A 13530-nucleotide genomic window follows, 5' to 3' on the forward strand; every position below is an offset into this window, starting at 1 on the left:
TCTATTCTTTAATTGAGTCTCAATTACTAAGAGAACTCCACACAAAAGATGATCCAATTTCACCAACTCAAAGCGACTTTTCTTCCCCCTGCTCCCTGCCCCTGCCCCCTGCCCCCTGCCGTCACAATGACGGGATATTTTTTTAGTTGGAAGTCTCTAATTAGTCAATTCAAACATCTAGGTTAAGCTGGTAATAGGTAATTCATATAGCGTTTCCCACTAAGCGTGATATACAAAATTACCCCTCCCCAACCCTCCCCTTGCTAAGGGCTACGGTGTACACACAATCTTAGCCAGAGTAAGTTTCGCGCCATGAAAACAGGATTTAACCGGAAATCCAGTTCCCCTCCACGAAACAGCGGGGAGGGGCTAGGGGTGGGGTTTTATGGCGACCAAAGAGCATTTCCTTGTGTGTACACCGTAGCTTACTAAGGGGAGGGTGCGCGATAGGGCGGGTGGGGTGTATTTCATGAGCTTGGGAATTGCTATAATACAATTCCTATTTTTATCCTGTTCATCCTTTAATTTCTAATTCCGAGAAAGCGGTACTAGATATTCCATCAAGAATTAAGTACCAATAATGCCACCGTCATTTTTTGTAATTACCACTGTCGCAGAACGGGGACGACCTTGTGGACCATAACCTTGGCTATGCGGCCAATTGCTATGGGTTGTAGGATTAGCAACAGTTCCGCTATCACCTGGGTGCTGAATGTTAATAAACATGGTTCTGTGATCAGGTGTAGTGGTCACACCAGTCACTTCACAATCTGTAGGCGCAGTTAAAAATCGTTTAATCTCTCTTGGGTTATTAGGGTTGGCACAAACCATCGAGTTACCGCCGATATTGGCATAATTCCCTGTACCATCACCTGCCTGATCAGTTTGAATCCACAGACGACCGTAGGAGTCGAACCAAAGACCATCTGGTGAGCCAAAGTCGTCACCATTGATATTGCCTTGACGAATTGGATCAGGGTCTTTTTTGTCGCCTGCCAAAACGTAAATATCCCAATTGAAAGTTGTAGCGGTAACACTGCGTCCAGATTCGCGCCAACGGATAACATGACCGTAAGGGTTATTAGGACGTGGGTTAGCAGCATCAACAGGAGGACGTGCCGCACCTCCTGGGGTTGTGCCGTCTGGGCTGTTCACGGAGACAGGTTGTGTTCCGCGACGAGAGTTGTTGGTCAATGTGCAGTAAATTTCAACTTCATTGAATCCACGAATGCGAGGGCGGACACCAACCCACTCTGGGCGATCCATCATTGTCGCGCCAACTCTATCCGCAGCCTGTCTAGTTTTAACCAATACTTCAGCTTGGCTGTCAAATCCATTTGCTGGTGTCAAACCACCTTGACCCCATACCAAAGGTAACCATTGACCGGTACCGTTGTCATTGAACTTAGCAACGTAAAGAGTACCGTGGTCAAGTAAATCCCGGTTAGCAGCCCGAACATTGGGATTGTATGGTCTAGAGCAAACGAACTTGTAGATATACTCATTAACGTTGTCGTCACCCATGTAGAAAGCCAAAATATTGTTGCTATCAACAACATATTGGGCGCTCTCGTGTCTGAAACGACCCATAGATGTGCGCTTAACTGGTTTGCTCTCAGGATCGTAAGGATCAATTTCGACCATCCAACCGAACAAATGAGGTTCCAGGGGATTGTTGTATGCGTCAAAACGTGGATCAACCACAGGCCAACGATAACTAGAAGCTGAAGGAATACCATGCCGTCTTTGTCCGTTGAGAATATCAGCCTTTTTACTAGTTAGACCAACAGTTGCTAGAGCATCGTTATTTACATCGGCAGATTGTCCAGAAGCAAATGTCTGGTTAGCAAAATAGCCTTGGAAATTCTCTTCCGCAGTCAGGTAAGTACCCCAGGGAGTTACACCGTTAGCGCAGTTATTGATAGTACCATAAGCGGTGTAGCCATCGTTGATGCCGATTTCAAAAGATCCATTAGGTTGAATGGAAAATTTCTTCGATTTCATCAAGGCATCACCCGCAGCAGGCCCAGAAACTCGCATTTCTGTGTTACCTGTAATGCGGCGACCATAACGGGAATTGCGGTTAACACTCCAGCTATTGCCAAATCTGTCTTTAGATATTTCTTGAACAGATACACCATGGGCTGCTTGAGACTTTCTTGCTTTCTCAATAGTCATGGTCTCGTTACTTGTATTACCATCGACATGAAGGAATTGCTCTTGGGTATATTCGTGGTTAACGCACAGTAGCCCACTATTATTGTATGCTTTACCTTCAACAGCTACTGGTAAACCTGCTGTCCGGTTGAGAAAGCTTCGCCCTGGCAAGGGGAAGAAGTGCATCCCATCCTGGTTTTCCCCAACTTGCTTTTCTTGTGCCGCAGCATCTTGGGAAGCATCGGGTAGCCAGTTTGGCGCACCAGGCATGATTGGATCACCCCAAGCAGATAATACTCTGGCGGTGTAACCTTTAGGAACAGTAACAAGATCCTTTTCTAATAGTCCTGTTACCGGGTTGCGGAGATTTGGCTCGATGCTCTCAAAGCCAATTCCAGCGAAGCCAATTCCAGCTGGAATTGGTGCTGCTTCTACGGTTTGGAAAAAACCACCAAGGGTCATATCACCTAGCACGGTCATTACTGAAGCACCTACAGCCGTTGTGATAAATCGTCTGCGTTTTATGCTGACACGATCAATTACGTCCAGGATTGACTCGTTACCGGATGGGTTGATGGTTGTATCGTTCTTAGGATGAAATTGACCTTTCATTCTCGATTCTCTACTTTAAAGTTTACAAGGTTGCGATCGCAATCCAAATCGAAGCGTGAGAAAATAAGGGGATAAAAGGTGCGTATTTATAAGACTTTCAGCCATTTTTTTGCTCACGAATGATTGAGGATTGCTATATTTAGTTAATTTCTCACTAGCAAGATCAGTCTAGTAAAGAAAAACTCTACAGATTTACAGAAATTTTGCTGATATTTTCTTGACTTTTAACAGCCACGAACCTTTAGTTAATAACAGGTTAAAATTGATAGTGAGCCTTGGTTAATAACAGGTTAAAATTGATATTAATGCTCACACACGCAAGAATTATCAATTCCATCTCAAATTTAAGTAGCAAGCATTAATATCAGGTTATATATTGATTAATTCTAATTTATTAATCAGTATTTTTTCAGTTAAAATAGCGTTTGTCATTCAACATATTATTTCTAATATACGTATATTTTACTGTATAACAATTATACAAAATATCTCTAACACAACTTTAGAGAACGTTTTAAAAGGGTTTTTCTATGTCACGTTGTATCCCTGACGGAAGTCTTAGCCATAGGCAGCGCAGCAAAGTGAAATATCTCTGTATGCAGATGAAAACCTAGATTCTAGAGCCTACGGCATTCTACAGAAACGCTTCGCAAACAGAATGACAAAATGTTACCTTCTCCGACTGTTCAAACATCCTATTAGTAATTTTTTCAATCTGAGTTTCTTACTTAAGAAGTATTGCTAATAAAAATAATTTTCAATAATTTATAGAAGCTTGCATTTAGTTATATCTGACTGTAAATTAATTCTCCCAAAAAATCTATCTCTACTTCGATGCTTTAGCGAAAATTTTAACGTTATCATTTATCAGCAACTTAAAATTAATGAAAATAAATTTGACTCTATAGTTATAGCGTTTCCCACTAAGCGTGATATACAAAATTACCCCTTCCCAACCCTCCCCTTGGTAAGTGCGATAGCGCGGGTGGGGTGTATTTCATGAACTTGGGAATTACCATAAGTTTAAAATTTTCATGAATTTTGTGTATTTGCTTTCTGATACAAGACTTACGTAAAAGTCACGGGAAAAATATCCATAGAGGACACAGAGAAGTCAGTGCTTGGCGAGAGTTTTCTCCGTTGTAGCAACTGACGCGATAGGTATAAATAGGAGATTGAGCAGTTTTTTGCGTAAATCCTAATTTCAGTTACATTTGAAACCAGAGGATTTCATACTATTTTATTCCAAATCCCCCTGCTCCCTATCACCAAATTTAGATCAGGAACAGTGAAAAGTACTCTGTTGTCCTATCCTGGAAATGGATAATTTTGTTGTGGGTGAAATTGTGTTTTTCAGCGTTGTTATACCAACTTACAATCGTCTGCCTATTTTAGAAAAGTGCCTCCGCGCTTTAGAGGTGCAAGATTTGAGTACATCAAGTTCTATCATTAGTTATGAAATTGTCTTAGTAGATGATGGTTCTACTGATGGCACTTTAGAATGGTTAGCAGCACACAAAGAAGAATTTCCTCATGTACGATGTTTTCAACAAAACCACGCTGGGCCTGCTGCTGCTCGTAATTTGGGGGTAGAGAAAGCACTGGGAGATACAATTATCTTTATTGATAGCGATTTAGTGGTTTTATCTAATTTCCTACAAGCTCATGCAGATGCTTTGGTGCAGGGAAGAGAGAAATTAGGAAACGACAGCTTTTTTACCTATGGTGCAGTAATTAACACTTGCAATTTTGATAACCCCACCGCAGAACCTTATAAAATTACAGATTTTTCTGCCGCTTTTTTCGCTACAGGTAATGTAGCAATTCCTAAACATTGGTTAGAAGAAGCAGGTTTATTTGATACTGGCTTTCAACTTTATGGGTGGGAAGATTTGGAATTAGGGGTAAGGTTGAAAAACTTAGGTTTGCAACTAGTTAAATGTCCTGAAGCTGTTGGTTATCATTGGCATCCACCATTTAGTTTACAGCAAATTCCTAAGTTAATTGATCAGGAAATTCAGCGCGGACGCATGGGAGTTTTATTTTATCAAAAACATCCTACGTGGGAAGTGAAAATGATGATTCAAATGACTTGGTTTCATCGTTTGTTGTGGGGGATTCTTTCTTTAAATGGGGTGTTAAATGAAAGGACTATGGCTCCGTTTCTGCAATGGTTGATTGATTTGGGTAAACCTCAGTTGGCTTTGGAAATTGCGCGTATTTTCTTGAATTGGTATAACGTGAAGGGTGTTTATGCTGCTTATGCTGAAATGCAGGGTAAATGATTTTCTCACGCTCCAGACGCAAAGGAGCAAATCTATTAATTAACCTCTATAACCCGTAGAAATCCTCATCCAAAATTTGCTCAATCGAAAAAGGACACATTAGAGGATATTCACTTTCTGCTGGTACACGAACTCCAAATTTAGCAAGTTTACCTTCTTTAATTGCTAGTTTACGAGCATCGGGATAGGCTTTTTCTACTGCTTCCACTAAGAAAATTTTAAGAGATGGGGTATCTGCCAAATTATCGAGAACTCGCTGACGATGTTCTACAATTGAACTGTACCAACTTGCGTTCATTGAATCGGGTACATCATGCTGAATCTTTAACTTGAGTAAGTGAGCTAACAAGATTTTGAGATTGCTTCTAAGCGCATTCTTCTCTGATTTACCCAAATCAACTAACTCCTCAATCAAATGCTCAATATCCAGCGATACAAATTCACGATTCTGTAATTGCTGAATCGTTTGCTCAATCCATAATTGCAAATCACGATTGTACAGCGTGTTAGACATCTTTTAGTTCCACTCATTGAATTGTGTGTTTACAGCATTTCCCAGTGTCATGAGGTACAAGAACCCCACCCCCAACCCCCTCCTCCTTCGGATTCACCAGTCGCCTACGGTGGGAAACCCGCCTACAGCGCTGGTTCACCGCAAGCGATGAGGGGGCTATAATGTACCTTATAACAAAGGAATCTGCTGTATATTTAATATTTTAGAGCATAAGTTTTAAATATGCTTTAAACACAGGTGAAAGATTAAATAATTTTTCATCACTTTTTAATTTGGTTAATAAATATCTTCTGGTTAATGACTGTAAGCCGTTAATTACATCCAATGATGACAATGATAAAGACTGTTTTATCTCATCTCTGGATATAGTTTCAAGTAAAATCTGGTAAAGTCAAATCGGGAGATATACGAGATTTACTAGGAATAATGACGCTAGAAAATGCTAGTATAGCTATATTCATAACTTTAGAAAATCCTACTAAAGATATGCTGAAAACAGCAAAACCTGCTGGCTTTTATCAGAGTAAATATATGAGTCACAGTTGCGATACAATTCAGATTGTAACTGTTGAAGATATTATTGAAAACAACCAAAGGTTAAATATTCGTTTAAGTTTTGAAGTTGTTAAAAGTGCTAAAAAACAAAGAGAAGTGCAAGCGAATCAAATAGAATTAGACATTTGATTATTTTTCAAGGTAAATTATTTATATCAAAATAATAGCAAAAAATATCTAGTGGTCTGTCAAGCTCAATTATAAATCTCAATTAAGTAAGTAGGTTGGGTTGAGGTGACGAAACCCAACATTTATTATCTTTATATCATCGGCTTTTTTTTATTCATCTTTATAAAATTCGTCTAAAATAGAATTAATATCATGATCAGTAATATCTTCTTGTTCAGATTTACTGTAAATTGTTAACAATAAAATGCTGGTTTCAGATTCCAGTAAATAAATTACCCGATAACCAGCACTTTTACCTTTTTGAATATTACTATTTTTGACTCTAGCTTTATAAATATAAACATCTTCATCAAAACCAGTTAACCTATCTCCTAATAAATGGACTTTTTGCAATTCTGTAATGAAAGACTGGGTATCAGAACGAATCTTCCGGTATTTTTTAGCTAAAGATTTTAAATTTCTCTGATATTCAGGAGTTAAATCAATCTTAATTAAGAAAGAATCATTCTGCATCAATTCCTTCCCACATTTTTTCTAAAGGTATTCTTTTTCCTGCTTTTGCTTCTTGTAATGCTGTTTTTAAACTTGCTTTAATTTCCACAATGGGAGTATCATCAGGATCAAATTCAGTTTCATCTAATACAAGGATAATTACTCTGACTAGACTAGACGTATGAATTTCTAAAGGTTTATCTAGTAATAATTGACCTTTTTCATTAACTTTTCCCATGACTTCAAAAGCTTTCATTACTTGACCTCAAATAGGTGTGAGTAAAATTATAGCAAGATAAATAAATATTAAAAACCTTAATCAAATCGCTGCTTTTTGCATTTCTATTTACTGTTGATTGTGTAGATACAATATAAAATTCAAGGCATCCCTTCAACATACGCCACGATTGTGCTACCCTAGTAAAGTTAATTAAAAATTCCGCACATCCGGGGATTCGGGTGTTTCTGTTATGGAAATGCTCCTGGATGGAGGTTTAACCCGAATAGGAGTTACAAAAATGCCTGTTGTTTCATTGGCTCAAATGATGGAGTCGGGGGTTCACTTTGGACACCAAACACGACGTTGGAACCCAAAGATGTCTCCCTACATCTACACTTCTCGCAATGGTGTACATATCATTGACTTGGTACAAACTGCCCAGTTGATGGATAATGCCTACAACTATATGCGATCGCAGTCTGAGCAAGGGAAGAAATTCCTGTTTGTGGGTACAAAGCGCCAAGCAGCAGGAATTATTGCTCAAGAAGCTGCTCGTTGCGGTTCTCACTACATTAACCAACGTTGGTTAGGTGGAATGCTCACCAACTGGGCGACAATCAAAACCAGAGCAGACAGGCTCAAAGATCTAGAACGTCGAGAAGAAAATGGCGCACTAGATTTATTACCCAAGAAAGAAGCTTCAATGCTGCGTCGGGAAATGACCAAGCTGCAAAAGTACTTGGGTGGGATTAAAAATATGCGGAAAGTACCTGATGTTGTGATCATTGTTGACCAACGACGGGAGTATAACGCAGTTCAAGAATGCGAAAAATTGGGTATTCCTATTGTGTCTATGTTGGATACAAACTGTGACCCAGATGTAGTAGACATTCCTATCCCAGCTAATGATGATGCGATTAGATCAATTAAGTTGATTGTCGGTAAATTAGCAGATGCTATCTATGAAGGTCGTCACGGTCAGCTAGAAGCGGAAGGCGATTACGACGATTATGAAGGCGCTGAGGGAGATTACGACTATGACGAAAGTGAATACACTGACGCAGTAATTCCCGACGAAGAAGAGGAAGAATAAGCCAATGGAAGGATGAAAACTAAAAAAATTGATTTCATCCTTCATAATTCGTCTTTGATCCTTTAAATTGTCATAAAATATTTACTAGCGAGCGATAAACTAGATAAAGCTAGTCAATAACTTTATAAAAACATTGACTACTCTTGATCTTCTCTTGGCATACCCTCAATTACATCACTCCAGCTATTAGCTTTCAACTTTATCTGCTTTTTTTCTAGCCACAAAATATCTGTTTAGAGTCAGCGTCATCGTGAATCTACGTTTCTCCTCTTTTTTACTTATGTAAAAAACTACGCCAAAATAGTAGTAGAAGATGGAAACGTTGCTGGGATGCTAAAAAATGAGAAACTAGCTAAAGTAATAGCTGACTGTGGATTTAATGAGTTTAAACATCAGTTAGAATATGAAGCTAAAAAGTTTGGTAGTGAAATAATAATTGCCGATAGATGGTATCCCTCTAGTAAAACTCGTTCTCAATTGTGGATACAAGCAAGAAAAACTTTCTTGATTCCAAAGGACTGACTGCCGTGAAAACTGCGGTTTTGAGATAGATAAGGTTTTTTTCAGTAATTAACCTTATCACTCCTACATCTTCACGCTAGGCGATCGCGTCTAGCTAAGGCGTAAAAGCTTACTGTAGCTTGCTTACCGCAGGGTGGGATAACCGCTTCCATGCTAGGCTCCCGTTAAAGTAAGAAGTAAAGTCTAGATTTATCTAGGTTTTACATAGCAACAAATACAACTCAAGGTCAAGTTAGGAATTGAGGCAACATGGCGGAAATATCTGCAAAACTCGTCCAAGAGCTACGCCAAAAAACCGGTGCTGGCATGATGGACTGCAAAAAAGCTTTGAAAGAAACTGAAGGCAATATAGAAGAAGCCGTAGACTGGCTGCGTAAAAAAGGTATTGCGTCAGCGGGTAAAAAAAGCGATCGCATTGCTGCTGAAGGTCTAGTAGACACCTACATTCAGTCCGGTGGTCAGGTTGGTGTTCTTATAGAAGTCAACTGCCAAACAGACTTTGTTGCCCGTAACGATGCTTTTAAATCTTTAGTTAAGAACCTGGCACAACAAGCAGCAACTGCTGATAGTGTGGAGTCCTTGCTGGCTCAACCCTATTTGGAAAAATCCAGCGTTAGCGTTGACGAATTCATTAAAGAAACAATGGCTACCTTGGGTGAAAATATCCAAGTACGGCGCTTTGTCAATTTTGCCCTATCAGCAGCCACACCCGGAGTAGTAGACAGCTACATTCACACTGGAGGCCGAGTTGGGGTGTTGCTGGAACTGAACGCCCAAACTGAATCAGCGGCTGGTAATGAAGATTTCCAAAACTTGGCTAAAAATGCGGCAATGCAAGTTGCGGCTTGTCCTAATGTTGAGTATGTCACCATAGAACAAATCCCTGCCGAATTTGTCCAAAAAGAAAAAGACATCGAAATGGGCAAGGATGACTTGGGTAACAAACCAGAGAATATCAAAGAAAAGATTGTTCAAGGACGGATTGACAAACGCCTGAAAGAAATCACTTTGCTAGATCAACCTTACATCCGTGACCAAGCTATCTCGGTGGAAGAATTGGTGAAGCAAGTTAAGTCTAAAGTAGGTGAAGAGATTAAAATCAATCGCTTTGTCCGCTATGTTTTAGGTGAAGGCATTGATAAGCAAGAAATTAGCTTTGCTGACGAAGTAGCGGCTCAAATGGGTGCTAAGTAACTTAGTCATTAGTTAGTTGTTTATTTGCCTAATAACTACTGAAAATACAGGTCTAGCAAGCTTTGCTGGCCTGTATTTTATTGGAATTCAGTACACTAGAGGTAGTAGAAAACCTCAAATCCTGTGTTTGTGAATTTGTTAGAAAATGGAAAATAACGAGAAGATATGGCCAGAGCAATTGAGCGAATAGAACAAGATATGACGATGCTAAAAGAGGCGATTAGAGCGATCGCAACAGAACTCCATAGCAGTTATGTTAGTTATTTAACTATTTTGGGGGCAGCTTTACAAAAACAGTTAATTTTAGCTGCTTATCACCTTTGCACCCAGGGATATTCTGACAACTTTCTCCAACTGTCCCTAAATCAGCGGCAACAATTGCAACAAGGCATCCGCAAATTGGGTCAAAAAGCAGCTATGCAGCTACTCGATTATCTTAAAGCTGAAGAATCTGAAGTTGAAGAATTAGAGGAATCTGAAGAAACAGAGGAAGTTGACGAAAATCCAAAATCCGAAATCGAAAATCCAAAATACTTAGACCCTTCTAACCCGATAGAACTGGTTCAATGGCATGAGGATATAGAGGAAGCCATTCAGGATACACTGAAAAAAGTCTCCCATGATGCTAACTTTTTGATTCAAAAGGCTGGAATTTTACCCAAAAAACTACCAGAACCGATTTTAGCTGCCGCTGCGGCAGCATCAGAAGCATCTGCTGAAGTTATACCTGGTCCACCCAACCTATTAAATTTAGTAATTGAAATAGGTAATGAGGAAGAACCAGATGATTCTAGTGTGACGCAGCTGATAACTATTAACTTGCGACTAGGAGAAATTGAATTTGCTGATACTACACTGTTGTCAGGGCGCAAACAAATTCGTAATATTTTAGTACAGCTAAATAAAGCGGGGCGAGAGTATCAAAAAAAGCAACGGGAACTCAAAATTTCTGAAGCTGAGGCTGCATGGCGTGCTAGTTGGTTTGAATAGAGTACCGAGTACCGAGTACTGAGTGTGGATAGGAATCAATTGCAATTAACTTCAATGTGACTAATGACCAATGACATACCCGATTGGATAAGATTGCATAAAGCCTTGGCAGTAGAGGCCGAACATGGTTTTACGGATTTGGTGGGTAAGCAATACCGCTTCAGTGAATTTCTCAGTTTGACTTTTGGGAAATTTCCCCAAGCTTTACCACCAAAAGAGCGATCGCGCTGGCATCAAATGGCCATGCAATTTGCTGAATATCCAACTTGGGGTGTACAAGTCAGACAGCACTTAGTCGCAGAAGTCAGAAGATACCTCTACCAATTACAGCAAGAACTAGAAGAGGGGGAACAGGAGAAAACATATCCAAACAAAACCCTCAATCCTACAACCCCAATTGTGGCCGAAGTCAGTCGGGGATTAGCACCAAAAATTGACCAAAAACTCAGCGAATTGCCAGAAATTGGACTGAGAAAAGCTGAAAATTTGGCGCGTTTGGATTTATATACTGTGCGTGAATTGCTGTTTTATTATCCCCGTGATCATATTGATTATGCGCGGCAAGTAAATATTCAAGAATTACAGGGGGGTGAAACCGTAACGATAATAGCGACTGTGAAGCGTTGTAATTGTTTTACTAGCCCTAAAAATAAGAAATTATCAATTTTAGAATTGATCCTCAAAGATAATACAGGGCAAATTAAAGTTGGGCGCTTTTATGCTGGGGCGCGTTTTAGTAGTCGTGCTTGGCAGGAAACTTTAAAACGCCGTTATGCTGTGGGTAGTGTGCTGGCAGCTTGTGGGTTGGTAAAAGCTGGTAAATATGGTGTAACGCTGGATAACCCAGAACTAGAAGTTTTAGCAAATCCTGGAGATGCGATTGATTCGCTGACTATTGGCAGGGTTGTTCCTATTTATGCTTTAACTGAGGGAGTGGTAGCGAATACGGTACGTCAAGCGGTAATTACGGCCTTACCTGCGACGGTGAATTTGAAAGACCCCTTACCCAGTGGTTTGCGGCAAAAATATGGTTTGATGGAATTGAAAGATGCGATCGCAAATATTCATTTCCCTGAAGATAGCGATACCTTAAAAATAGCTCGTCGCCGTCTAGTATTTGATGAATTTTTCTACCTCCAATTAGGCTTATTACAACGTCAGAAAAAAGCCAAAGAAATCCAAACCAGCGCCATTCTTGCCCCCAAAGGACAACTATTAGAAAATTTCCACAAAATTCTTCCTTTTCAACTCACCGGCGCACAACAAAGAGTTATCAACGATATTCTCAACGACTTGCAAAAATCGACACCCATGAATCGGTTAGTTCAGGGTGATGTCGGTTCAGGTAAAACAGTGGTTGCAGTTGTGGCTATTGTGGCAGCAATTCAATCAGGTTATCAAGCGGCTTTGATGGCTCCCACTGAAGTATTAGCAGAACAACATTATCGCAAATTAGTTAGTTGGTTTAACTTGCTACATTTGCCAGTTGAATTATTAACAGGTTCGACAAAAATAGCTAAAAGGCGAGAAATTCACTCTCAATTAGAAACAGGTGAATTACCTTTGTTAGTTGGAACTCATGCCTTAATTCAAGATAAAGTTAACTTTCAACGTTTGGGTTTAGTTGTAATTGATGAACAGCATCGTTTTGGTGTAGAACAACGAGCGAAATTACAGCAAAAAGGCGAACAACCCCACGTATTAACCATGACGGCGACTCCCATTCCCCGGACTTTGGCCTTAACAGTACATGGGGATTTAGATGTTAGTCAAATTGATGAGTTACCACCGGGAAGACAACAAATTAAAACCACAATGTTAAGTGGTCAACAACGACCACAAGCTTATGATTTGATGCGTCGAGAAGTTGCCCAAGGTAGACAAATATATGTAGTTTTACCCTTGGTAGAAGAATCAGAAAAATTAGATTTGCGTTCAGCAGTTGATGAACATCAAAAGTTACAAGAAAGCATTTTTCCTGACTTTCAAGTGGGGCTTTTACATGGTCGTATGACTTCAGCAGAAAAAGACGAAGCTATTACCAAATTCCGCGATAATGAAACGCAAATTTTAGTTTCTACCACTGTGGTTGAAGTGGGTGTAGACGTGCCAAATGCCACAGTGATGCTCATTGAACACGCGGAAAGATTTGGTTTATCACAGTTGCATCAATTACGGGGACGTGTTGGACGAGGTGCAGCACAATCTTATTGTTTATTAATGAGTAGTTCCAGAAGTCCTGATGCTCAACAACGGTTGAAGGTGTTGGAACAGTCCCAAGATGGGTTTTTTATCTCGGAAATGGATATGCGTTTTCGGGGGCCTGGAGAAGTAATGGGAACGCGTCAATCAGGTGTAGCAGATTTTACTTTAGCTAGTTTAGTAGAAGATGAGGAAGTTTTGCTGTTAGCGCGACAAGCAGCAGAGAAAGTAATTGATATGGATGTTGATTTAGAGCGTTGGCCGTTAATGAAGGATGAGTTGAAGTATAGGTATGCGCGGTTAATGGGTGGAGCGATTTTAACGTAATAATACTTGTTTTGTTGGCTTTTTTTAGTACTAGTAGTCTGATAAAGAAGAAATGAACCGCGTTCACGTAGTGTCCCGTAGGGATAGGACGCAAAGAGCGCGTTCGCGTTAGCGTTGCGTAGCAAAGGAAGAAGGAAGATTTTTTTATTCGTCAATTAGTTCTTGACAAACTACTAGCGATCGCTTGTCACTTGGGTTAATTGTCTGTATTCAGGTGATAATCGTCTCAGGTCTAATC

General features: G+C 39.9%; 11 protein-coding genes. 7 read left to right on the forward strand and 4 right to left on the reverse strand.

Translation table 11 applies throughout. The features are described 5' to 3' along the window. Window positions 1–567: 567 nt before the first annotated feature. Window positions 568–2769, reverse strand: a complete 2202-nt coding sequence (locus ACOWPH_RS13045) for a PhoX family protein (protein WP_015215813.1) — start codon at window positions 2767–2769, stop codon at window positions 568–570. A gap of 1319 nt (window positions 2770–4088) precedes the next feature. On the opposite strand from ACOWPH_RS13045, the gene ACOWPH_RS13050 reads away from it, so the two are divergent. Then, complete coding sequence (locus ACOWPH_RS13050) at window positions 4089–5054, forward strand: glycosyltransferase family 2 protein (RefSeq protein WP_015215814.1); 966 nt, start codon at window positions 4089–4091, stop codon at window positions 5052–5054. A gap of 46 nt (window positions 5055–5100) precedes the next feature. Here ACOWPH_RS13050 and ACOWPH_RS13055 read toward each other — a convergent pair whose 3' ends face one another. After that, the gene (locus ACOWPH_RS13055; RefSeq protein ID WP_015215815.1) at window positions 5101–5568 is read right to left on the reverse strand and encodes a DUF29 domain-containing protein; all 468 of its coding nucleotides are present in this window, start codon (window positions 5566–5568) and stop codon (window positions 5101–5103) included. A gap of 426 nt (window positions 5569–5994) precedes the next feature. Between ACOWPH_RS13055 and ACOWPH_RS13060 the strand changes: the two genes are divergently transcribed. Further along, entirely contained in the window at window positions 5995–6252 is a 258-nt protein-coding gene (locus tag ACOWPH_RS13060) for a hypothetical protein (RefSeq protein ID WP_042465181.1), read from the forward strand. Between the two features lie 150 nt (window positions 6253–6402). Here ACOWPH_RS13060 and ACOWPH_RS13065 read toward each other — a convergent pair whose 3' ends face one another. Together ACOWPH_RS13065 and ACOWPH_RS13070 are read right to left on the reverse strand one after the other, a co-directional pair. Then, a complete protein-coding gene (locus ACOWPH_RS13065) occupies window positions 6403–6765 on the reverse strand; it encodes a type II toxin-antitoxin system RelE family toxin (protein WP_015215816.1) in 363 nt (120 codons plus the stop codon). After that, entirely contained in the window at window positions 6755–7000 is a 246-nt protein-coding gene (locus tag ACOWPH_RS13070; RefSeq protein ID WP_015215817.1) for a hypothetical protein, read from the reverse strand. The genes ACOWPH_RS13065 and ACOWPH_RS13070 overlap by 11 nt, the downstream gene beginning before the upstream one ends. A gap of 262 nt (window positions 7001–7262) precedes the next feature. Between ACOWPH_RS13070 and rpsB the strand changes: the two genes are divergently transcribed. From rpsB to recG, 5 genes are all read left to right on the forward strand, one after another. Next, a complete protein-coding gene (gene rpsB / locus ACOWPH_RS13075) occupies window positions 7263–8057 on the forward strand; it encodes a 30S ribosomal protein S2 (protein ID WP_015215818.1) in 795 nt (264 codons plus the stop codon). Between the two features lie 330 nt (window positions 8058–8387). Continuing rightward, the gene (locus ACOWPH_RS13080; protein ID WP_042465183.1) at window positions 8388–8579 is read left to right on the forward strand and encodes a zinc ribbon domain-containing protein; all 192 of its coding nucleotides are present in this window, start codon (window positions 8388–8390) and stop codon (window positions 8577–8579) included. Between the two features lie 249 nt (window positions 8580–8828). Beyond that, window positions 8829–9773, forward strand: a complete 945-nt coding sequence (tsf, locus tag ACOWPH_RS13085; RefSeq protein ID WP_015215819.1) for a translation elongation factor Ts — start codon at window positions 8829–8831, stop codon at window positions 9771–9773. Between the two features lie 165 nt (window positions 9774–9938). Beyond that, entirely contained in the window at window positions 9939–10763 is an 825-nt protein-coding gene (locus ACOWPH_RS13090) for a hypothetical protein (RefSeq protein WP_015215820.1), read from the forward strand. Between the two features lie 63 nt (window positions 10764–10826). After that, entirely contained in the window at window positions 10827–13292 is a 2466-nt protein-coding gene (gene recG, locus ACOWPH_RS13095; protein ID WP_015215821.1) for an ATP-dependent DNA helicase RecG, read from the forward strand. Window positions 13293–13530: the final 238 nt, after the last annotated feature.

The organism is Anabaena sp. PCC 7938, from assembly GCF_049315035.1.
In the GTDB taxonomy this organism is placed as follows: domain Bacteria; phylum Cyanobacteriota; class Cyanobacteriia; order Cyanobacteriales; family Nostocaceae; genus Anabaena; species Anabaena cylindrica.

Coding starts and splice junctions, on each gene's coding strand:
- ACOWPH_RS13050 (WP_015215814.1), top strand. CDS start 4,089: ATGGATAATTTTGTTGTGGGTGAAATTGTGTTTTTCAGCGTTGTTATA.
- ACOWPH_RS13060 (WP_042465181.1), top strand. CDS start 5,995: ATGACGCTAGAAAATGCTAGTATAGCTATATTCATAACTTTAGAAAAT.
- ACOWPH_RS13065 (WP_015215816.1), bottom strand. CDS start 6,765: ATGCAGAATGATTCTTTCTTAATTAAGATTGATTTAACTCCTGAATAT.
- rpsB (WP_015215818.1), top strand. CDS start 7,263: ATGCCTGTTGTTTCATTGGCTCAAATGATGGAGTCGGGGGTTCACTTT.
- ACOWPH_RS13080 (WP_042465183.1), top strand. CDS start 8,388: ATGCTAAAAAATGAGAAACTAGCTAAAGTAATAGCTGACTGTGGATTT.
- ACOWPH_RS13070 (WP_015215817.1), bottom strand. CDS start 7,000: ATGAAAGCTTTTGAAGTCATGGGAAAAGTTAATGAAAAAGGTCAATTA.
- tsf (WP_015215819.1), top strand. CDS start 8,829: ATGGCGGAAATATCTGCAAAACTCGTCCAAGAGCTACGCCAAAAAACC.
- recG (WP_015215821.1), top strand. CDS start 10,827: ATGACCAATGACATACCCGATTGGATAAGATTGCATAAAGCCTTGGCA.
- ACOWPH_RS13055 (WP_015215815.1), bottom strand. CDS start 5,568: ATGTCTAACACGCTGTACAATCGTGATTTGCAATTATGGATTGAGCAA.
- ACOWPH_RS13090 (WP_015215820.1), top strand. CDS start 9,939: ATGGCCAGAGCAATTGAGCGAATAGAACAAGATATGACGATGCTAAAA.
- ACOWPH_RS13045 (WP_015215813.1), bottom strand. CDS start 2,769: ATGAAAGGTCAATTTCATCCTAAGAACGATACAACCATCAACCCATCC.